Below are 20255 nucleotides of genomic sequence, written 5' to 3' on the forward strand. Positions count from 1 at the left end.
TATTAAGTAATTTCACATAGAGTTAAGGTAGACGAATATTGTCATCTCATTCCTATGTATGAGTGAGGTGACTTTGTTGCGTAAAGAAATTAAAAATAAACCATTATCAGCCAAGCTTCTGTTCGCTTCTAACTATATATAAGTAAAGCTTATTTACTTTTTCCAATTGAAATAATTTTTCATGATTGTTGGGTTTTAAAGGAATAATATTTTATGATTCGTGAAATAAAAATAACGAGTGTGGCTATTTTAAGTCTCTTTGCCGTTATAGGGTGTGGCTCGGATAACAATCATAACGATAAAAGTGAGCAATCTGTTGTCCTAGACAATCGTTATTACACAGATATGTATCATTGGAATAACAGCAAAGGGCTTAACGTTACTGCGCTTGGTCGTGGTATCAATATGGGGAATTATCTCGAGTCGCCCACTTATGAAGGGGAGTGGAACAATAACCTGATTATTCAGGCAAGTGATTTTAGAAATATCAACCAAACTGGATTTTCAAGTGTACGTATCCCTGTTCGCTGGAGTGCACACACGTTGACTAATGATCCTAATATTATCGACGATGCTTTCTTGTCACGTGTTCAGGAAGTGGTTGATCAAGCCATTCAAGAAGACTTGAAAGTAATTATCAATACTCACCATTTTGACGAACTATTTTACGATGATAAAGACTTTGACTATCAGCGCTCACGGTTATTGAAGTTTTGGGATCAAATATCTAAGCGCTTCCCTATTGGCCAATATAATCAAGACCAACTGATTTTTGAGTTTCTTAATGAGCCTCATGAAGACGTTGGCATTAAAGAATGGAATAGTTTAATTTCAGATCTCACCAATATCGTTTGGTATGCGAATTCTGCTACTCAAAACAGTGCGCTTGGCCAACGTAAAGTTATGGTAGGGCCTGCTGATTGGGGGGGAGTATCTAAGCTACCTTATTTGGAACTGCCTAAATCATCTAATCCTGATAATACAATTATCACAGTGCATTTCTACGAACCGTTTCAATTCACTCATCAGGGGGCATCTTGGGTAGATGGGGCTGATACATGGATTGGTACACGTTGGTTGGCGACTGAGTCGCAGCAGAAAGTTTTGATCGATTACTTAGATCTTATAGATAAATGGAATGCTGAGCCTGGTCATGGGTTTGAAATTAATATTGGTGAGTTTGGTGTCTACAGCCAATACTCTGCGCCAGAAGATCAACGCGCTTGGACAGCATTTATTACCAGAGAAGCGGAAAAGAGGGGGTATAGTTGGAATTATTGGGAATACAGCTCTGGGTTTGGTGCTTACGATCCATACGCAGAGCAATGGCGAAGAGCGTTGGTTGAAGGGCTCATACCTAAAAACGCAGATAGCAATTGATCAATCTGCATCTTTATATACCCATACTCATATTCTAAGTAAGATGCTCTGGAAATGCGTAGAAAAGTAAGACAACTGTTGAAAGAAGTATGATGATCTCGCTAAAGAAACACACATTATTACCGTGAGTTGTACGTAGTTGGCCGAAGGATGAAGATGCTAGATATCTACTCCTTCGGAACTAGTGATTACACTCTTTAAGTTGCACAAATACCATACAATCGTAAGGGGCTAAAATGAAGAGGATGTGTTTAAAAAGGTAAAAATTGTGTAGTCAGGCTTAGCTTGCTCTGTCCAACTCAACGTCCAGCCCAAAACATTGTTTTAAGTGGTTAAGAAAGAGCGGATCTTCACACATCGCTTTTTCTGGTTCATCACTGATTTTCGCGACCGCTTTACCATTGCATTGCGCCATTTTAATCACCATCGATAATGGCTTGTATCGCTTATTATTGCTCTGCCAATCGCCCATATCATTAGCTAAGAATGTACCAATTCCAAAACTAATATTCGCTCTTTGGTTGAAGTACTGACAAATCTCTAGCGCTCTGTCGAAGTCGAGGCTATCTGTGAAAATTAATATTTTCGACATTGGATCAATACCCAAAGCTTGATAGTGAGCAATCATCTTATCGCCCCATATCAATGGGCATCCTGAATCGTGACGGACCCCAGAGTAAGCGTTGGCGCGCTGCACGGTAAAGTCGTTTAAAAACGCATCTATGCTAATTGTATCGGTAAGGGCAATGCCCAATTTGCCTTTAAAAGTTTCGTGCCATCTATCTAGTGCGATTGCTTGGGATTGAGCCGTGTCGACTAGTCGCTGGTGGGCCATAAACCATTCGTGCGCAACAGTACCAATTGGGGTCAGTTGAAATTTTTTAGCAAGGTGGTAATTGCTAGTACCAGACATCAGCTCTGGCGCATGTTGACGAAAATAGTCAACCACATCGTGCTGAACCTGAGCACTGAAGCGACGGCGGCTACCCATCTCAGAAAACTGGAAATTAGTAATCTCATGTCGGGCTAACTCAGTTTTTAGTTTGTTGACCTTATTTTGCAAAACATTGTGAAATTGCGCGTAGGGAATACCACTCCACAGCTCACGGTTACGCACTTCCGAGATAATACTCATCACCAAGGTTTCATACAAAATGGTTTCATGCCAAATCCCTTGTATGGAGACTTTTAACTGATTTTGACCATGCTCATCAGCGACGGATACGGTCACTTGTTGTTTTGGAGCAAATCTGAATTTCGCTAAGTGGCTCAGAAAACCTTGGTCGAGATGAGGCGCTTGGCAGTGTAAATAGTCTATTTCATCACGATTAAAATGACAGTCAGCGAGTTTGTTAATCTCTTGCTCTATTTGGTGTTTAAAACCCGCTAGGTTTTCATCTGAACGAACAATGAGTTCATAACGTACTTGAGTTTCAGGATAGAGCCGATAAGCAGCGCACATCATGTTGATCTTATAAACGTCAAGATCAAGCGCGCTTTGAATGATTTTGTGGTTGAAAAGCTTGGCATTCATACGGCCATCCTATCTTTTATCTGGCTCTTACTGGTTGGCACTTTAGTAATTTGCATTTGGTTTGTCAAATTACGTTATTAACCATAATTTAGCACTTTGGGTTGGATTGCGCCTATTACCTTTTAGTCTATGCTATCTAATCGGTTTATCTTATTGGCATACGCTTAAAGGTGGCCGTCTCAAAATAAATAAGGTTAGTCACGGTTAGTTACTTTCCTGTTGACCTGTAATTTGGCAGTGGTAATGTAACCAACAATTAGGGACTTAGGAAACTGACGATGATAGTGACCATTGACATGATATGTCTTCGAATTGGAACACAAGGCTTGGAGGTGTTATTGATTAAGCGCAATAACCCTGATCGGCCGCAACATGGTCTGTGGTCTATTCCCGGTGGATTCGTATTTGAGCAAGACCTTACTGAGCAAGGTGGGCAGCAAGCCGACCAAGATTTTGAAGCAGCACGTAAACGTATATGTCGGCAAAAAATTCACACCTATCCGCACTACATTAGTGAGCCTATGGTTGAGGGGAACCCCAAGCGAGACCCAGATGGTTGGAGTGTGACGATTGCGCACTATGCGCTGCTTAATAATGCCAATGTCGAGCAGATTGAAAACAGTGGACTGTGCCAAGAGCAATTAAGATGGTTTACCCTTGAGCGCGTACTAAAGGATGAAATTGAACTGGCTTTTGACCATGCTGAGCTCATTAAATTGGCATGGAAGAAACTAAGAGCTGCGGTTGAATATACGTCAGTGGCGCTGTTTGCTTTGGAAAAAGAGTTTTTGGTGTCAGATATTATCACTGTCTATGCAAAGTTCGGTGTCGAGGTTAATCGTATGACGGTCAAGCGTCGCTTGATTGATACTGGCGTGATTGTGAGTGCGAAGAAAATGGCGTCGACCAATAAAGGGAAGGGCGGTAAGCCGGCGCAGGTTTATAGCCTTAGTGAAAAAAGTGTGACTTATTTTCAAACCTGTCTGCGCTAAACCCAACAAGGAGTGAATCATGCAAATGCAAACCATAAAGATTGATAAAGCCAAAACAGCTTCGGTTGATGTTGATCCACAGAAAGGTTTTAGTGAGCTATGTCCTAATGAGTTACCTGTTGCGGGGGCATTAGAGATTGTTGATGAGCTGAAACACAACCATAGTAAAGCCAGTGTAAGGTTGGTATCTCGTGATATGCACCCACCAGGTGCGGCATGGGAAGCTCAATCACCCGATAAGATGCTGCAACCGGTAGGATTGCCAGAAGTAGACATTAAGTGGAACCCGCATTGTGTGGTAGGAACGCTTGGAGTTGAGCTGCTACCTGGCTTGCCTGCTGTTCGCGAGTACGACTTTCAACTTAACAAAGGCATTGACCCAGACGCTCATCCATACGGGGCGTTTTATCACGATCAAGCCGATACGTTGTCTACCGGTGGGATTGAATTTCTGCGAGCAAAAGCGATAGATACCGTTATTGTGGGTGGGTTAGCTTTGGATTTTTGTGTCAAGAAATCAGTCGAGCAGCTTCTTGATGCCGGTTTTCGTGTGATCCTAAACCTCGCCTCGACACGAGCCGTTTTTCCAGAAAATGCAATCACGGTTATTGGCGAACTGGCCGACAAAGGTGTGATATTGGTCGAAAATTCGGACGCTATACAATAAGTCTGTTTAACGGTGGTTGTAGGCCATTTTTACTACGTTATTGGATTATCAAGTAGAAAACTACATTTCAAAGTTTCTACCTTGTACAAAGAATCCACAAACCGCTGCAAAGATCAGCTTGAAAGTATGGACCTTATTGCACGAAAGTTACTTTCAGTTGATCTTAGCCTTTATGCTTCACCTCAATATTTAGAGCGGTACGGTAGGCCTCAAACACCGATGGATCTTGAACTGCATGAGTTTATTTTATTTCGGAAATTTGATGGCAAAATAGACCGTCGACTGAATTTTAACAATGAATCAGTGACTGTTTCAGGACGTTTAATTGTTAATGATGTGGGGTTACTGACCGAATCTTGCCTCGATCATCAAGGAATTAGCTGTATCGCTGATCATGATACACAAGAATACGTCGAAAATGGTAAATTGGTGAAGTTACTACCGAACTATCGAACGGAACAAGTTCATGGTTGGCTACTTTATCCTCGGAAGAAAACCTTGTCACGGCAGGCTAAGGCGCTGATCGATTATATTCTAGAGAGGTTTCCAGAAAATAGTGAGCCCAATCTATAACAATACGATGAAGTACCCTCTATAAATTTGGGGGTACTTCAAAGATAATTTACATTGCGCTAGCTAAATGAAGTTCGATTTTATCGATAACTTCTTCATCTTGTAGCAGATCAAATTTTCGAGCGAAGAGATTTGTACTAGAAATAAGTTCAGATGCGTCACCGATATGGAACGTTCTTGGGCGAAGTTTTATATCACCATCAGGAACCCAATCAATCATACGCAAGTCATCTTGAATAACTTCACCATGGCAATCGTTATTCATCATCACTGTTTGGAAGAAACCTTCATCAGCAATAAACGTGTTCTTGTAAAACTCCTTATAAGGTTCAGAAACACGGGTGTTACAGACAAAGTCACAAAATCTGCGAGATACAATCATCCACTGAGTTCCAATGAATGGGGTGATCCCAGTCATGAATCTTCTAGATAGTTTAGGTCGATAAAGTTGTTCACCGAATTCAAAACACATATTGTGAATACGATTCATTGTTTCTGGTCGGTTTTCATTTTGATCGAGCGCCCGTATGAACTCTTTACTCGGGTTTTCTGCTAAAAAATTGTGGATGTAGGCTTGAGTTTTTAACGGAAAATCTTGGCCACTTAGATTGATAAAGTGAGTCCAGTTTTTACTGGTTTCGAGTAGTTTAGCCATGCCACGAAGCTCAATATTGACCAGACTATACCCACCCCACAATGCATTTTCAGGCTCTAGAACTTCAGCGTTAGGGTAGTCTTCTAAATAGGTCGAAATAGTATTCGATATTTCTTTACCTGAACTCTTATCAACATGCACCAAGTAGTGATTTTCAGGGTGGTATATAGCTCTAAATAGACGTTTAAATTGCTCTGGATATCGATGCACTAAAACAAGGTAAGCAATCATGACAGTATTCCTTGAGAAATCGGGAATAGTATTTCCACGCTCCAGTTCTCTCAGTAAGGAAAAGGATATTTTTGAGGTCAAGGCGTGTTCTTGCTCACTCCTTATATTGGGGTAGATAGCCATAATGCAATGGGGTGATGACGATTAAATGAGCAATAAACTAGTTAGACGAATTACCCATGGTATGTGTGTGGCTCGCGGCAAGTTACGAGTCACACACTTTTATCTGAAGCAAAATTGTTCTAAAGACCTTTGTGATATTGCTTGTTGGTTGTTGCGGTCATTGAAGCGACTAGTTGCGCTTTTGCGTTATCATCACCAGTCAAGCTTTGTTTAAACAGCATGATCAATTCAGATTTACTAATGCTGACTTTGGTCTGTGTGGGGATATCTCTCAAATCAATCATCACATCAGTAAAGGTAGCGGGTAAATCATTGAGGATATCGAGGTTCAGGAAGTTCACATCGTTATACAAGCTGTTGTGACTACTTTTTTGTTTGTTGATCACATATGACGTATCTTGAAGGTTGATGATTGACGCGTTCTTTTCGCAACGTTTCATGCAACCTTTATTCATTCGCTGTTTCTTGCAGCCTATGCTTTGAATAAACAGACATTGGCGGCTAGTTAATAGGTTGATGGGGTGATAAATGCTGTAAAAAAGCTTGAACCCATTTGGTTTAACTAAACGTTTCATTTGTAGCGCATTTAATTCATTAGAGATAAAAGCACCAACTCCTTTTAGCTCTTGATCAATACACTGAAGGGCAAATGAATTGGTGATATTCAGTTGTGGGCCAGCTACCCAATGTAACCCTAGTGACTGAGCAAGTTCTGCAACGCCAAGGTTGTTGGTCACAACGAGGCTCGGCATGGTTTGAGTTAGTAGTTCACGCGCGGCTTGATAGTGTTCACCAATCAAAATCGCAGGGAAAAATGGAATCAAGTCTGGATGAGACTTAAATAGAGCGATCATTTCATCCAATTGATAATTCAATGCGTCGGGTAATTGATAGAAAAAGCTAGCGTCTGGGTGACTATCTAGCAAACCTAAATCGGCGGTATCTGCAATTAAAACCGATAATGCAGACGGTTGCTGAGCACTTACATTTGATTCAGCTTTCGGCAGTGGAATATCAATGACTTCACCACTACCTTTCAAACTGCGTGTACGACCAGTTTCAATTGGCATCGCCTGTGTAATATTGTCTACCTTACGGATGAGGTCTGTCGTTTTATCAAAAAGTGACTTTTTCACTTTCATGGTGTCATCAGCAGTACGGCATTGATACACCTTACTGAAGTGAGTAACAGTATGGCCGCGTGGGTTATCGATATACATATCACGATGAATATCACCTTGCAGATAGCCGTTGCTAAAATCACGGTTAAAAACACTGTACAGTTCGGTCATATCATTATGAATATCACCAGTTTGACAAAAGTGATCGATTTGTTTACGCCAGTTATCGACTACCGTATAGACGTAATGAGATTTTTTGATTCGCCCTTCAACTTTCAGAGAATAGACGCCAGCTTTGGCTAGCGCTTCCATATCTGAATACGCCGAATTGTCTTTCAAATTGAGAGGATAGTTTTTTCCAGCCTCGGTAGTTTGATATTGGTCACGGCATGGCTGGCTGCAACGCCCACGGTTGCCGGATGCGCCATTGCGCTCTGAACTGAAATAGCACAGACCAGAAAAACCAATACAATACGAACCATGAACAAATACTTCCATCAACACGTCATGTTTACGCCCAAACTGAGCTAAGTGGGTAATTTCATCAATGTTAAGTTCGCGAGAGAGATTGACACGGCTAGAACCGAGTTTTCCTAAAAGCAATATTTGCCCTTCGTTATGCGTATTCATCTGCGTTGAAGCGTGCATATCCAAGCTAGGAAAATGGTGTTTGAGAATGTATGCCAGACCAAGATCTTGAATGATCACCCCATCAATACTGGTATCAACCAACTGTTTAAGCAGACGTATGACAGCAGGAATCTCACTTTCTAAGACAACGATGTTTAAAGTCAAAAATATTTTGCAATGATGTTGATGAGCAAGCTTGAGCACGCCTTCAAGCAAATCCAACGTGATATTGGCCGCGCGATTTCGGGCGTTAAACCGTTCTAATCCACAGTAGATAGCATCTGCACCAGCTGCAATGGCCGCTTTAATGGATTCTAAGTCGCCACCTGGGGCCAATAACTCAAATTGTTCTTTTTGAAAAGCCAAGCTCATTTACTCTACATATTGCTATTTGGATTGTGGATTATATAGATCATGGTCACATTTATCGAGCCAGTTGCGATGTTTAATCTAAACGCAGAGCGGAACAGGGGATGCGATAGCAATAAAAAAGCCAGCGTATCGGCTGGCTCGTTATTACTGGGAATAAGGCTATGCGTTAAGTGCTTGCTCTAAATCGGCAAGAATGTCATCAATATGCTCAATCCCCACTGAAAGTCGAATCATCTCTGGTGACACACCAGCTTGTTTTTGTTCTTGCTCATTAAGTTGTCTGTGTGTGGTTGACGCGGGATGGCAGGCGAGAGATTTAGCATCGCCAATATTGACCAGGCGTTTAAATATCTGCAATGCATCATAAAAACGCACGCCAGCATCATAGCCCGCTTTTAAACCAAACGAGAGGATGGCCGAAGGCTTACCTTTCATATACTTTTGCGCAAGAGCATAGTGTTCTGACTGTGGAAGAGCGGCGTAGTTAACCCAGCTAACTTTGTCATGTTGCTCAAGAAATTGGGCTACTTTCAGTGCATTTTCTGTGTGTCGTTCCATGCGAAGTGATAGGGTTTCTAACCCTTGCATCAACATAAAAGCATTCATTGGTGACAAGGTTGCGCCAGTATTTCGTAAAGGAACAGTACGTGCGCGTCCTATAAAGGCAGCGTCGCCAAAAGCCTCAGTATACACCACACCGTGGTAAGAAGGTTCGGGTTGGTTAAACACAGGAAAACGATCTTTATGCTGCGCCCAAGGAAATTTACCTGAATCGATAATCATGCCACCGAGCGTAGTACCATGCCCACCGACGTACTTGGTTAAAGAGTGCACCACGATGTCTGCACCAAATGAAATCGGCTTGCATAAGGCTGGAGTTGCTACGGTGTTATCAACAATCACTGGCACTCCTTGCGCGTGAGCAAGTTCTGCAACACGCTCTAAATCAATGATATTACCCGCAGGGTTACCGATGCTTTCGCAATAAACGGCTTTAGTATTTTCATCAATCAGTGCAGCTAAACTCTCTGGTTGATCGTCTTTGGCGAAACGCACTTCTATGCCTTGGTTTGGTAGCATGTGAGCAAATAGGGTATACGTGCCACCATATAATTGTGGAGTCGATACAATATTATCGCCAGCTTGTGCCAACGTTAAAATGGCATAATTTATCGCTGCGCTACCCGCACTGACGGCTAGGCCTGCAATACCACCTTCTAAGGCCGCCATACGTTTTTCCAACACATCGTTGGTTGGGTTCATGATCCGCGTGTAAATATTACCTGGGACGGCAAGGTTAAATAAATCAGCGCCATGCTGTGCATTATCAAACTCATAGGCAACAGTTTGGTAGATTGGCGTTGCAACTGATTTAGTGGTTGGATCGGTTTCATAACCAAAATGTATCGAGAGTGTTTCGTCTTTCATGTATCGTCCTTGAGCCATTGAATAGTGAATGTTTTATCACCAGAAGTCGTTATTCCTTTGCTACTTGAAGCTGCTGCGGTGCTGGCTACGTTGCTCACCTCAATCACACGCTTTATCAGTGATAATGATGGTGAGCTTACTTGTCGTACAGCTACAGCGCAACTTCAAGTTGTTGTCATATAACAAAAGAAACGGCAGTTATTGTCAAGCAAAGTGAAATCTCAGTACTGTATTTATTCAGTAATAGAGGAAAAGCGGCTTGTAAAATATTTAAACCTGTTTAGGAGATTTTAAATCAACATTAGGCTAACTGATAAAACCATCCCTATAATAGATACATAGCAAAATCCAATTAGGGACTGTATATATGCCGCTAATTTCTTCGATAGATGGAGCAAACCTGTTACATTTCTTTTCAGGAGAGAATGAGCTATTGCAGCTAACCATTGATGTTTTGCCGGTTCCCATCTTTTACAAAGATACTCACGGCGTCTATTTAGGGTGTAATCGCGCCTTTGAAGAATTTATTAAAATCGAAAGGCAGCAGTTGGTGGGGCGCAATGTTTATGAGCTTTTTGATAAAGATTTGGCTGATGTTTACCAAAAAGCGGATATCGAATTGTTCAACCACCCTGGTATACAAGTTTATGAGAAAAAGATTCGCACTTTTGAAGGTAACGATATTTTTGTTAAATTTCACAAGACCAGCTTTAATGATGGACAAGGGAATGTTGCCGGGCTTATTGGGGTGATATTTGACATTACCGAGCAAAAAGCACTCGAAGAAAAGCTGCTTAATAAAGCAGCTTATGATGAATTAACGGGTCTTTATAACCGTTGCCAAGGTTACGCTGTAGCGGAAAAACTGCTCTCCCAAATCGAAGAAGATCAGCAAGTTGCGATAATTATGATCGACGTTGACCATTTCAAACGAATAAACGACACCTTCGGTCATTTAAGCGGTGACGAGGCACTACGTCATATAGCAAGCACATTTCAAACGCACAAACACGATTCAGATATCATCATACGCTGGGGCGGGGAAGAGTTTCTCATACTGGTTAAGTTGTCCGATGCAAGTCATTGCGTCGATAATATGGCAGCAATCGCTGAGCACTACCGTAGTGTTATAGAAAACCACCCTTTGCCAATGTACAGCGGTAAAGTAACGATCACCATCAGTGGTGGGGTCAGTTGTTATACCGGCCAAACATTGTTGGAAATGATTAATGAAGCTGATAATTTGCTGTACAAAGCGAAATCGCTAGGTAAAAACCAAATGTGTGTTCGTTGACCGCATAGGTGTGTTGAGCTATTGCCGATGGTTTTATACGGGGAGTAGGGTAATCGTCGATACTATAGAAAAATCGTTATACGCGTCAACATATCACGGTTAAGGAGTAATAATAGCGGTTGGAAGTTTAAGGCACATACTTAAAACTAAAAAGGATCTAAGTGCAGATGCTTAGATCCCTTATCTTTATATTAGAAACTTAAACGGGACTGACGTTTTCCGCTTGTGGTCCTTTTTGACCAACGGTAACTGTAAAGCTTACACGTTGACCGTCAGTTAGGTTGCGGTGACCTTCACCAACAATAGCGGAAAAATGTACGAATACATCCTTGCCTCCATCCTCCGGTGTAATGAAACCAAATCCTTTATCTTGATTGAACCACTTTACCGTTCCGTTTACTTTATCACTCATAATCTTACTCTTGCTTTAGTTTGAAGGTTGCTAACCAATTGCAACGTAAATAAATTAGCGAAAGTGTCATAGACAAGCTAATGAAGTTTCTGTGAATGTGATGCTCGCATGGTTGTATATCACATTTTATGTGTTTGCTTGGTAAATGGAATGTTGGAGATATTGTTTATTGAAAAGTGACACTGTTACATTTCAGTTCGATTACGACCATTTTTTTTCGCTTTATAGAGCACTTTGTCTGCCATTTTGATAACTTCTTCTGGCTTGTTCGCTGACTGATTATCAGCCACACCAATACTGATGGTAATCGAGACTATATTTGATGAGGTTTTCTTCGCCCGTCTTTTTAAACCGGTTTTATCATCTTTCGGTCTGGCATCCGTATCGCGTATCGACATTTGATATTGTTCGATGTCATGACGTAACGCTTCTAAGTATTCGTAGGCTTGTTGGCTATCTTTGCCTTTAAAGATGACCGTGAATTCTTCACCACCGTAACGGTATACACGAGCTTTACCCTGTACAAGCAATAGACGACTGGCAACCAATTTTAAAACATCATCACCAGTATCATGCCCATAACGGTCGTTAAACTGTTTGAAGTGATCAACATCAAGCATCGCAATTGCGTATTTACGTCCCAAATATTTCAAATCAAGATCCAAAGCATGCCGACCTGGAATATTGGTTAAGCGATCAATGAACGCCATCTGATGTCCGGCTGAAATAAGGTATAAAATCAATAAGATACCGGCCAGCGAAAATAAAGTGCTTGATATATAGTTGATGTCAAAAAAGATGAAGGTAACCGCGCAAAGCAGAATACTGGCGTATATACTTACATCCAGAATACGGTTTCGTGTCAGCACCAAAATTGCTGAAATTCCAATTAAAGCGGCAAGATATAAAACCAATAGGATTGGTAACTTCGATACTTGTGGTATCGCAACAAGAAAGGCATCGCTGAAATTTTTAAATCCACCATCACTCACGTAAAGCAAGATGATACTGACCCAAAGGATAAACAGTGCCAATATTACGATATATAGCCCGAATGTTTTACTTAAAACGGTCGCATTACTGCCAAGCGCGTGTGGAATAAAGCATGATATCGGCAGTAAAATACTGAGCAGTGATAGCTCAAGAAACGTGGTTCCTGAAGATAATGGCATCTGTAAACGCCACTGTATGATTGCGTAACCCACTAGCATCGCCATGGAAACCATGGCTAAACGTCCTTGCTTAAATATATGCCCTAATGCTATCGCTACCGCAAATAATATGTATGGTAAGTTTTCGGCAAAACCGCTATTCGCTTGGGTGACAAGGATGACATTTTCCATTCCTAAAGAGACCATCGTCAATAAAACGATTGGGAAACCAAAACGAAACCAATGAGATGACACTAAACTCGATGACATTTAATAATACGATGCTAGCTTATAAGGCAGAATAAGAACTGGTAATAAAGTGAGTAGCATACTTTTATTTAATGAATTGCCAAGCTTTTTGCTAAACTTAGGTGATAAAAGCGAGTGTCTGAGCAAACTTTACACGCTGAAATATACGATCTGTTGGATAAAAGAGTCATCGTAGACTAAGTTATTGGTACTACAACAATTAAGGCAAAACTTAACCAGTAAAAAAATTTAAGGGGCGTAACGATGCAGATAAGTGTCGATGTTCATAACTACATGGAAACGCTAGTAGGGAGAGTGCTTGCGGAAGACTTTTATATTGAACATTTTAGCAATGAGCAATTAGCAGACTTAGCATGCTTGGCCTTAGGTCAATTACGACCAGTTTATATAAGACACGATATTGATTTTTTATCCGCACTGCCTGAAGAAAGGTTAGTCACCCTTAAGGATAATGCCCGTATTGCTGTTGAATCTGCGCAAAGCTTGATCATCAATGACCGACGCCAACATCGTGAAGATGACATTCCCGTTATTGTAGGTCAATTGAGATTTGATGACGATATTGAATTAGAATGGTTCGAGAAGCCACTTATTGAATCGAACAAACGATAGAGGAGTAGATGTGGGTTTTTTATCGCGTTTATTTGGTAGTTCCAAAAAACAAGCCGTTGAAACAGCGGCAGAGCCAATCGAATATAAAGGTTTTTTAATTTATCAAGCGGCCATTGCAGAGTCTGGACAGTATCGTGTAGCTGGTAGAATTGAGAAAGAAATCGGCGGGGAATTGCATAGCCACCGATTTATTCGTTCAGATGTACTTTCTAACCGCAATGATGCTGATGAGCTAATGTTGAAAAAATCACAAATGTTTATTGATCAAATGGGTGACAAAATCTTTTCTTAACGGGTTATACCCTTCCTATTTGAAGTTGCAGCGGTGTTGGCTACGTTCGCTCACCCCAATCACTTGCCACCTACCTGCAACTCCAAGTAGTTTGGGTATAAATCTCCGTTCAACAGTACGCAATTTGATAAAAATCATAATCATTAGAGCCATAAGTCGATATTCTTATGGCTCTTTATATATGAGAAGCATGGCTAATTTACTGTTTTCATAGAAATTTGTAACAGGTGGTTTGACCTCTGCTTTGTTGAAGTACCATTGTTTTTTGGTAGCTTAACTACGACAATCAGTGGTTTCTCACAGTTATATGTAATAACACTTTGTTTATTTATTACAAAAAGCTTGCAGTTAAGCGAGCGGTTAGATAAAAACAGAATAATCATTGTGCCAATAGTCAAGGAATAACTATGCAAATTGGTGTACCAAAAGAAACACTTGCGGGTGAAACGCGAGTTGCTGCTTCGCCGAGTTCGGTAGCGCAGTTAATAAAGTTAGGGTTTGATGTCTTCATCGAAACACAAGCTGGTGCTTTAGCCAGTTTCGATGACGCTGCTTTTGAAGCGGCAGGAGCAAGCATTGTATCAGCACAAGATGTTTGGAATTCGGATCTTATTCTCAAAGTAAATGCCCCTATTGTTGATGCTGCAAAAGGCATTGATGAAATTGCATTACTCAAAGAAGGGACCAGTTTGATCAGTTTTATCTGGCCTGCGCAACACCCTGAATTGATGGAGCAATTATCCAGCAAGAAGATCAATGTGCTTGCGATGGACTCAGTGCCACGTATCTCTAGGGCTCAGGCATTAGACGCACTATCATCAATGGCAAACATTGCTGGTTACCGAGCAGTGGTAGAGGCTGCACATGAGTTTGGCCGTTTCTTTACAGGTCAAATTACGGCAGCTGGTAAGGTACCACCTGCAAAAGTATTGGTAGCGGGTGCCGGTGTTGCTGGTTTAGCTGCTATTGGGGCTGCTGGTAGTCTTGGCGCTATTGTCCGTTCATTCGATGTTCGTCCAGAAGTGAAAGAGCAAGTGCAGTCAATGGGTGCTGAATTTTTGGAAGTCGATTTCCAAGAAACTTCTGGTTCAGGTGATGGCTACGCGAAAGAAATGTCTGACGAGTTCAATAAGAAAGCGGCAGAACTTTACGCAGCACAAGCTAAAGACGTTGACATCATCATTACTACCGCATTAATCCCTGGTCGCCCAGCTCCTAAGTTAATCACCAAAGAAATGGTTGATAGCATGAAAGCAGGTAGTGTTATTGTTGACCTTGCGGCAGCCAATGGTGGTAACTGCGAATACACCGTTGCAGATCAAGTGATTACTACGGCAAATGGTGTGAAAGTTGTTGGTTATACCGATATGGTCGGTCGCTTACCAACCCAGTCTTCTCAGCTCTATTCAACTAACTTGGTCAACTTGCTCAAGCTACTATGCAAAGAAAAAGATGGCACCATTAACATTGATTTTGACGATGTTGTACTCCGTGGTGTTACGGTGGTGAAAGAGGGTGAAATCACTTGGCCAGCGCCACCTATTCAAGTTTCTGCACAACCTCAAGCAAAACCAGCTGCTACAGTTAAACCAGAACCGAAAAAAGAAGAACCAACATCACCACTTAAGAAAGTCGTAGCGCTTGCGGCTGGGGTTGGGGCGTTTGCGTGGATAGCTTCAGTGGCGCCTGCTGCGTTTCTAAGCCATTTTACTGTTTTCGTTTTAGCCTGTGTTGTTGGTTATTACGTGGTATGGAACGTAACTCACTCTCTGCATACGCCATTAATGTCAGTAACCAATGCCATTTCAGGCATTATTGTGGTCGGTGCATTGTTACAGATAGGTCAGGGCAGTGGCGTTGTTACTTTCTTGTCATTTATCGCTGTTCTAATTGCAAGCATTAACATTTTTGGTGGCTTTACAGTAACCAAACGTATGCTTGAAATGTTCCGTAAAGACTAAGGGAGTAATATATGTCTGCAGGATTAGTACAAGCCGCATATATTATTGCTGCTATATTTTTCATCATGAGTTTAGCTGGTTTATCCAAGCAGGAATCAGCAAGAGCTGGTAACTACTATGGTATTACTGGTATGGCGATCGCGCTGATTGCGACTATCTTCAGCCCTGGAGCGGAAGGTTTCGCTTGGGTGATACTTGCTATGGTTATTGGTGGCGGTATTGGTATTCATTTCGCTAAGAAAGTAGAAATGACCGAAATGCCTGAGCTAGTAGCCATATTACATAGCTTTGTCGGTATGGCCGCAGTACTGGTTGGTTACAACAGCTACATCGATGCGCCAGTAGTGCTTGATCACGCTGAGCATGTTATCCACTTGGTTGAAGTCTTCCTCGGGGTATTTATCGGTGCAGTAACCTTTACAGGTTCAATTGTTGCGTTTGGTAAACTTCGTGGAATCATTTCATCATCTTCACTTAATTTACCTCATAAACATAAGTTGAATTTAGCTGCCATCGTTATTTCGGCGTTGCTAATGGTCTACTTTGTTAAGCAAGACGGCAGTATGTTTGCACTATTGCTGATGACCTTGATTGCTTTTGCCTTTGGTTACCATTTAGTTGCATCGATTGGTGGTGCAGATATGCCAGTTGTGGTTTCTATGTTGAACTCATACTCTGGTTGGGCAGCAGCAGCAGCAGGCTTTATGCTAGCGAATGATCTATTGATCGTAACAGGTGCGTTGGTTGGCTCGTCTGGTGCCATTCTTTCTTACATTATGTGTAAAGCAATGAACCGCTCATTTATTAGCGTTATTGCCGGTGGTTTTGGCCAAGATGTCGTGGTAAGTGCTGACGTGGAATACGGCGAACACCGTGAAGCGAGTGCGGAAGACGTTGCTGAAATGCTCAAAAACTCTAAGTCAGTTATTATCACTCCAGGGTATGGCATGGCGGTTGCTCAAGCACAATATCCAGTTCATGAAATTACTGAAAAACTTCGCGCTCAAGGTATTAAAGTTCGTTTTGGTATTCACCCAGTCGCGGGTCGTTTACCTGGCCACATGAACGTGTTACTCGCTGAAGCAAAAGTGCCTTATGATATCGTTCTTGAAATGGATGAAATTAATGATGACTTTGCCGAAACCGACACGGTACTGGTGATCGGTGCAAACGATACAGTTAACCCAGCAGCGTTAGAAGATCCAAACAGTCCTATCGCAGGTATGCCAGTATTAGAAGTATGGAATGCACAAAACGTCATTGTCTTTAAACGTTCAATGAACACTGGTTACGCTGGTGTGCAAAACCCACTATTCTTTAAAGAGAATACGCACATGCTCTTTGGTGATGCTAAAGAGAGCGTAGACGCGATATCTAAAGCGTTGTAATCTTTAACGATGCAAAAGAAGCCAGCATATTGCTGGCTTCTTTTGTTTAACCATTATCATTACTGACATTGATATAACATATCTAATGTATTGCTAGCAGATAATGATCTACAATTTTACCATTCAACCATTTGATGAATATACAACTTGTTTAAAGCGATCAATCAATTTTTATGGGGTATCTTCGCCCTGTTGCCAATTTATACTTATGCAGATTCGTTGCCTGAACGGATCGACCTGTTTGTATCGCTTTTTGACTACGATTCTGCCAGTGTTAGTTATGACATTCGGATCTTGCAAGCAGAATATCCGACGCGCCTTTTAACACCAGAATCTATGCTGCCCCAAACCGCTGAATACCCATTAAAAGATATTCAACTGTTATATAAATTATCACAAAGTTGTACTGGTAAATTACCTCTTAGCCCATTGATTACTGAACCTTTAGTTTTTACTCGAGCGATTTGCAAAGGCACAAAATTGACGCAAAGGTGGTTTGCCCGCAGTGCTCTAATTCACCCTGGCGGGGGAAGTTATGCAGCACGTTATATTGGTAAACACCTTGATAGTACTGACGATTTGCAGAAATATATGCATATTCAAGAACGACCAAAAGCTAGCCATAACAGTCTACTTGGTCGTTTGCAAAGCATGAATGAAGAGACCATTACTGCACTTATTGCTGGCTCAACCATGTTCGTAGAGAACAAAGATCTCTGGCTGCGAAAAGGTGATGAATATTACATTTTCGATGAAGATATATGGTTAAATAATGCTAGTAAGGCCGGCCTTAGCTATGCCATGTCCTCACAAAGTTCTACCTGCTTTGTGCAAAGAGGGAATATCTGTTGGGATGTAGAAGATCACTCTAACATTTTGCGCATAAGCATGGTGGTGCTTGTTATCGCCAATATTATGCTCGTTTTGGGGTGGTCAGCTTATCGCTGGAATTCAAAACGGCAAGAAATGAAAAGTCGCATGTTAGTGCTACAGATTCTAACTCATGAGCTGCGCACTCCTATTGCTAGTTTGTCACTAACAGTTGAAGGTTTTCGACGAGAATTTGAACAGTTACCCGCTTCTGTTTATGATGAATTTAGGCGACTTTGTGAAGATTCAAGACGTTTGAGGCAATTAGCCGAAGCAAGTAAAGATTATTTGCAGTCCGATAACAAACCTCTTGCAACAGACTGGGTTCTTTCTGTAGAAGAGTGGTTACAATATAAAGTTGAAGAAGAGTTCAAAGAAGTGATTGAGCTCGAGATAAACAAAGATATAGCAGCTAAACTGAATGTGTATTGGCTGGGGACTTGTATCGATAATTTGATCCAAAATGCCATAAAATATGGTGTTGCACCGATTAAATTGCAGGTTATAACAAATAAAAGTTCCATTACGATAAAAGTCACTGACCAAGGTCAACTGACCAATAAAGACTGGCGAAGTGTACGTAAACCATTTGTGAGTAAAAGTGGCCTTGGTTTAGGCCTCACGATTGTAGAATCCATGGTTGGTCGGATGGGTGGTAAAATGAAGCTTATTGGACCACCAACCACATTTATATTGGAGATCCCCTGTGAAACAGACATTGCTTCTCGTTGAAGATGATAAAAACCTAGCTGACGGTTTACTGGTTAGCCTTGAGCAAGCTGGGTATGACTGTTTACATGCAGAAACGATTGCAGAAGTTAAGCAGCATTGGGATAGTGCTGATCTGGTTATTTTAGATAGACAGCTACCGGATGGCGACTCTGTTCAATCACTGCCGGAATGGAAAAAGATTAAAGAGGTTCCCGTCATTTTGTTAACCGCCTTGGTTACTGTGAAAGATAAAGTGGCAGGACTCGATGCAGGAGCAAATGATTATCTAACCAAACCTTTTGCTGAAGCCGAGCTGTTTGCTCGTATCCGCGCACAACTTAGATCTCCTGAAGGTGAAGGGCAAGATGATGCTAAGGTCATCACCTCAAATTTAGTTATCGATAAATCAACTCGCGAAGTCTTTTATAAAGATGAATCGATAACCTTAACTCGCACTGAATTTGATTTGTTGTTATTTTTGGCCAGTAATTTAGGGCGTGTATTCACCCGCGACGAATTGCTTGATCACGTTTGGGGGTATAATCATTTCCCTACTACAAGAACCGTGGATACGCATGTATTGCAATTAAGACAAAAGCTTCCCGGCTTAGAAATTGAAACACTACGTGGCGTCGGTTATAAGATGAAAGCGTAATGTTTCAATTACGAACCATTTTACTTGGCGCACTAGCTTTTAGTGTGCCAATAACAGTGCAAAGTGATGAGTGGTTTGATAAAAACACACCACTCACGCAAGCACATCAGCACTTGCTGAACAATGACTTACAAGCCATGTTTGATTCTTTGGTCGAAGTTTGGCAGCTCGAACAAAATCGCAACATCAAGAGCCACCTTAATAATATATTAATCCAATCATTAACTACTGACTGTGGTAAAGGCTTAGACAAGCGACCATTACCTGAATGGCTCAAATCTATCACTATAAATCGCCAAGATATTCAAAGCCCTGGCCGAGATGCCTATCGTGTCGCCGTTGATGTTACCTCAATCAATACTCTTGATAGTATCGAGCTAACAGAGTGGGTAGATAGACCTATTTCCAATGTTAATTCACTCGATTCATATAATAATGGCAAGGATTGGAAAGAGCTTCGCTATGTTAAACGATACGATCTAAACAGCAAACTCAGTATGGGTCTATATCGTCTTGATATAACCGCCAGTGATCAACAGTCTTGGAGTGCATGGGTTATTATTGGTGAGCCTAAAGCAAGACAAGTCGTCCGCTGGGCTTCAAAAGATGAGTGGCAAATTGAAAAAAAAGCGCTACTAAATCCATACTGCCCATTACCTGAGTTGAATGTATCACTCTATGATTATGTCGATGGACAGTATTCTAAGTTGTGGAGCAAAAGTTACGTGTCTGAATATCCAAACTCTTTAGAGGTGACGAATTTGTCCTCCGATAGATATGTATTGGCGGTAACAATGACTAGTCAGCGTTGGCAAGGTCCGATCACGATTGAACAATCTCAAGTTATAAGTAAAACATATGATGTTTCTGTAGATGAATAACTAAAGATAATAGACAATAGGTCGTTATAGACTTAAAGGAATTAATACGTTT

19 protein-coding genes are annotated in these 20255 nt (G+C 41.3%); 13 read left to right on the plus strand and 6 right to left on the minus strand.

Annotated elements, in window-relative coordinates; genetic code table 11:
* Positions 1 to 213 precede the first annotated feature (213 nt).
* On the plus strand, positions 214 to 1380 hold the full coding sequence (locus MCT08_RS16285; RefSeq protein ID WP_274672699.1) for a glycoside hydrolase family 5 protein: 1167 nt from the start codon (positions 214 to 216) through the stop codon (positions 1378 to 1380).
* Positions 1381 to 1660: 280 nt separating this feature from the next.
* Here the strand turns inward: MCT08_RS16285 and pncB are convergent, their stop codons facing one another.
* Positions 1661 to 2914: a nicotinate phosphoribosyltransferase gene (pncB, locus tag MCT08_RS16290; RefSeq protein WP_274678880.1), complete on the minus strand. Its 1254-nt coding sequence runs from the start codon at positions 2912 to 2914 to the stop codon at positions 1661 to 1663.
* A gap of 278 nt (positions 2915 to 3192) precedes the next feature.
* Between pncB and MCT08_RS16295 the strand changes: the two genes are divergently transcribed.
* The 3 genes from MCT08_RS16295 to MCT08_RS16305 all read left to right on the plus strand — a co-directional run bounded on the left by MCT08_RS16295 (position 3193) and on the right by MCT08_RS16305 (position 5146).
* Positions 3193 to 3906: an NUDIX domain-containing protein gene (locus tag MCT08_RS16295; RefSeq protein WP_274678881.1), complete on the plus strand. Its 714-nt coding sequence runs from the start codon at positions 3193 to 3195 to the stop codon at positions 3904 to 3906.
* Positions 3907 to 3925: 19 nt separating this feature from the next.
* A complete protein-coding gene (locus MCT08_RS16300; protein WP_053312080.1) occupies positions 3926 to 4573 on the plus strand; it encodes an isochorismatase family protein in 648 nt (215 codons plus the stop codon).
* 126 nt (positions 4574 to 4699) lie between these two features.
* Entirely contained in the window at positions 4700 to 5146 is a 447-nt protein-coding gene (locus MCT08_RS16305; RefSeq protein WP_274678882.1) for a substrate binding domain-containing protein, read from the plus strand.
* A gap of 49 nt (positions 5147 to 5195) precedes the next feature.
* On the opposite strand, the gene MCT08_RS16310 is transcribed toward MCT08_RS16305, so the two are convergent.
* The 3 genes from MCT08_RS16310 to MCT08_RS16320 form a co-directional block, all read right to left on the minus strand.
* Positions 5196 to 6032, minus strand: coding sequence for a beta-1,6-N-acetylglucosaminyltransferase (locus MCT08_RS16310; protein ID WP_168524680.1), 837 nt, complete (start codon positions 6030 to 6032; stop codon positions 5196 to 5198).
* Between the two features lie 242 nt (positions 6033 to 6274).
* Positions 6275 to 8278 (minus strand): peptidase U32 family protein, encoded by a 2004-nt coding sequence (locus tag MCT08_RS16315; protein WP_274678883.1) that lies wholly within the window; start codon positions 8276 to 8278, stop codon positions 6275 to 6277.
* A 159-nt stretch (positions 8279 to 8437) separates the two neighbouring features.
* A complete protein-coding gene (locus MCT08_RS16320) occupies positions 8438 to 9706 on the minus strand; it encodes an O-acetylhomoserine aminocarboxypropyltransferase/cysteine synthase family protein (protein WP_053312133.1) in 1269 nt (422 codons plus the stop codon).
* 24 nt (positions 9707 to 9730) lie between these two features.
* On the opposite strand from MCT08_RS16320, the gene MCT08_RS16325 reads away from it, so the two are divergent.
* Together MCT08_RS16325 and MCT08_RS16330 are read left to right on the plus strand one after the other, a co-directional pair.
* Positions 9731 to 9889 (plus strand): hypothetical protein, encoded by a 159-nt coding sequence (locus tag MCT08_RS16325; RefSeq protein WP_168524677.1) that lies wholly within the window; start codon positions 9731 to 9733, stop codon positions 9887 to 9889.
* A 184-nt stretch (positions 9890 to 10073) separates the two neighbouring features.
* Entirely contained in the window at positions 10074 to 11000 is a 927-nt protein-coding gene (locus MCT08_RS16330) for a GGDEF domain-containing protein (RefSeq protein ID WP_274678884.1), read from the plus strand.
* Between the two features lie 199 nt (positions 11001 to 11199).
* On the opposite strand, the gene cspE is transcribed toward MCT08_RS16330, so the two are convergent.
* Both cspE and MCT08_RS16340 read right to left on the minus strand, forming a co-directional pair.
* Positions 11200 to 11412, minus strand: coding sequence for a transcription antiterminator/RNA stability regulator CspE (gene cspE / locus MCT08_RS16335; protein ID WP_053312090.1), 213 nt, complete (start codon positions 11410 to 11412; stop codon positions 11200 to 11202).
* Positions 11413 to 11597: 185 nt separating this feature from the next.
* Positions 11598 to 12833 (minus strand): GGDEF domain-containing protein, encoded by a 1236-nt coding sequence (locus tag MCT08_RS16340; protein ID WP_053312091.1) that lies wholly within the window; start codon positions 12831 to 12833, stop codon positions 11598 to 11600.
* Positions 12834 to 13076: 243 nt separating this feature from the next.
* On the opposite strand from MCT08_RS16340, the gene MCT08_RS16345 reads away from it, so the two are divergent.
* The 7 genes from MCT08_RS16345 to MCT08_RS16375 all read left to right on the plus strand — a co-directional run bounded on the left by MCT08_RS16345 (position 13077) and on the right by MCT08_RS16375 (position 20203).
* On the plus strand, positions 13077 to 13445 hold the full coding sequence (locus MCT08_RS16345) for a late competence development ComFB family protein (protein ID WP_053312092.1): 369 nt from the start codon (positions 13077 to 13079) through the stop codon (positions 13443 to 13445).
* Positions 13446 to 13455: 10 nt separating this feature from the next.
* The gene (locus tag MCT08_RS16350) at positions 13456 to 13737 is read left to right on the plus strand and encodes an HlyU family transcriptional regulator (protein ID WP_053312093.1); all 282 of its coding nucleotides are present in this window, start codon (positions 13456 to 13458) and stop codon (positions 13735 to 13737) included.
* Positions 13738 to 14144: 407 nt separating this feature from the next.
* A complete protein-coding gene (locus MCT08_RS16355) occupies positions 14145 to 15698 on the plus strand; it encodes a Re/Si-specific NAD(P)(+) transhydrogenase subunit alpha (RefSeq protein WP_274678886.1) in 1554 nt (517 codons plus the stop codon).
* 11 nt (positions 15699 to 15709) lie between these two features.
* Positions 15710 to 17086 carry a Re/Si-specific NAD(P)(+) transhydrogenase subunit beta gene (pntB, locus tag MCT08_RS16360; RefSeq protein ID WP_053312095.1) on the plus strand — a complete coding sequence of 459 codons (1377 nt, stop codon included), beginning with the start codon at positions 15710 to 15712 and terminating at the stop codon, positions 17084 to 17086.
* 147 nt (positions 17087 to 17233) lie between these two features.
* Positions 17234 to 18688 carry a sensor histidine kinase VxrA gene (vxrA, locus tag MCT08_RS16365; RefSeq protein ID WP_301067939.1) on the plus strand — a complete coding sequence of 485 codons (1455 nt, stop codon included), beginning with the start codon at positions 17234 to 17236 and terminating at the stop codon, positions 18686 to 18688.
* Positions 18663 to 19322 (plus strand): response regulator transcription factor VxrB, encoded by a 660-nt coding sequence (gene vxrB / locus MCT08_RS16370; protein WP_274678887.1) that lies wholly within the window; start codon positions 18663 to 18665, stop codon positions 19320 to 19322. Before vxrA ends, vxrB begins: the two co-directional genes overlap by 26 nt.
* Entirely contained in the window at positions 19322 to 20203 is an 882-nt protein-coding gene (locus MCT08_RS16375) for a DUF2861 family protein (protein ID WP_274678888.1), read from the plus strand. The genes vxrB and MCT08_RS16375 overlap by 1 nt, the downstream gene beginning before the upstream one ends.
* Positions 20204 to 20255 lie beyond the last annotated feature (52 nt).

It is taken from the genome of Vibrio aestuarianus (assembly GCF_028858425.1).
Taxonomy (GTDB): Bacteria; Pseudomonadota; Gammaproteobacteria; order Enterobacterales; family Vibrionaceae; genus Vibrio; species Vibrio aestuarianus.

Excerpts from the sequence above, each read along its gene's own strand:
- MCT08_RS16305 (WP_274678882.1), top strand. The coding sequence starts at position 4,700 with ATGGACCTTATTGCACGAAAGTTACTTTCAGTTGATCTTAGCCTTTAT.
- MCT08_RS16295 (WP_274678881.1), top strand. The coding sequence starts at position 3,193 with ATGATAGTGACCATTGACATGATATGTCTTCGAATTGGAACACAAGGC.
- MCT08_RS16340 (WP_053312091.1), bottom strand. The coding sequence starts at position 12,833 with ATGTCATCGAGTTTAGTGTCATCTCATTGGTTTCGTTTTGGTTTCCCA.
- MCT08_RS16300 (WP_053312080.1), top strand. The coding sequence starts at position 3,926 with ATGCAAATGCAAACCATAAAGATTGATAAAGCCAAAACAGCTTCGGTT.
- MCT08_RS16345 (WP_053312092.1), top strand. The coding sequence starts at position 13,077 with ATGCAGATAAGTGTCGATGTTCATAACTACATGGAAACGCTAGTAGGG.
- MCT08_RS16320 (WP_053312133.1), bottom strand. The coding sequence starts at position 9,706 with ATGAAAGACGAAACACTCTCGATACATTTTGGTTATGAAACCGATCCA.
- pncB (WP_274678880.1), bottom strand. The coding sequence starts at position 2,914 with ATGAATGCCAAGCTTTTCAACCACAAAATCATTCAAAGCGCGCTTGAT.
- MCT08_RS16375 (WP_274678888.1), top strand. The coding sequence starts at position 19,322 with ATGTTTCAATTACGAACCATTTTACTTGGCGCACTAGCTTTTAGTGTG.
- pntB (WP_053312095.1), top strand. The coding sequence starts at position 15,710 with ATGTCTGCAGGATTAGTACAAGCCGCATATATTATTGCTGCTATATTT.
- MCT08_RS16285 (WP_274672699.1), top strand. The coding sequence starts at position 214 with ATGATTCGTGAAATAAAAATAACGAGTGTGGCTATTTTAAGTCTCTTT.
- cspE (WP_053312090.1), bottom strand. The coding sequence starts at position 11,412 with ATGAGTGATAAAGTAAACGGAACGGTAAAGTGGTTCAATCAAGATAAA.
- MCT08_RS16330 (WP_274678884.1), top strand. The coding sequence starts at position 10,074 with ATGCCGCTAATTTCTTCGATAGATGGAGCAAACCTGTTACATTTCTTT.
- MCT08_RS16315 (WP_274678883.1), bottom strand. The coding sequence starts at position 8,278 with ATGAGCTTGGCTTTTCAAAAAGAACAATTTGAGTTATTGGCCCCAGGT.
- MCT08_RS16310 (WP_168524680.1), bottom strand. The coding sequence starts at position 6,032 with ATGATTGCTTACCTTGTTTTAGTGCATCGATATCCAGAGCAATTTAAA.
- MCT08_RS16355 (WP_274678886.1), top strand. The coding sequence starts at position 14,145 with ATGCAAATTGGTGTACCAAAAGAAACACTTGCGGGTGAAACGCGAGTT.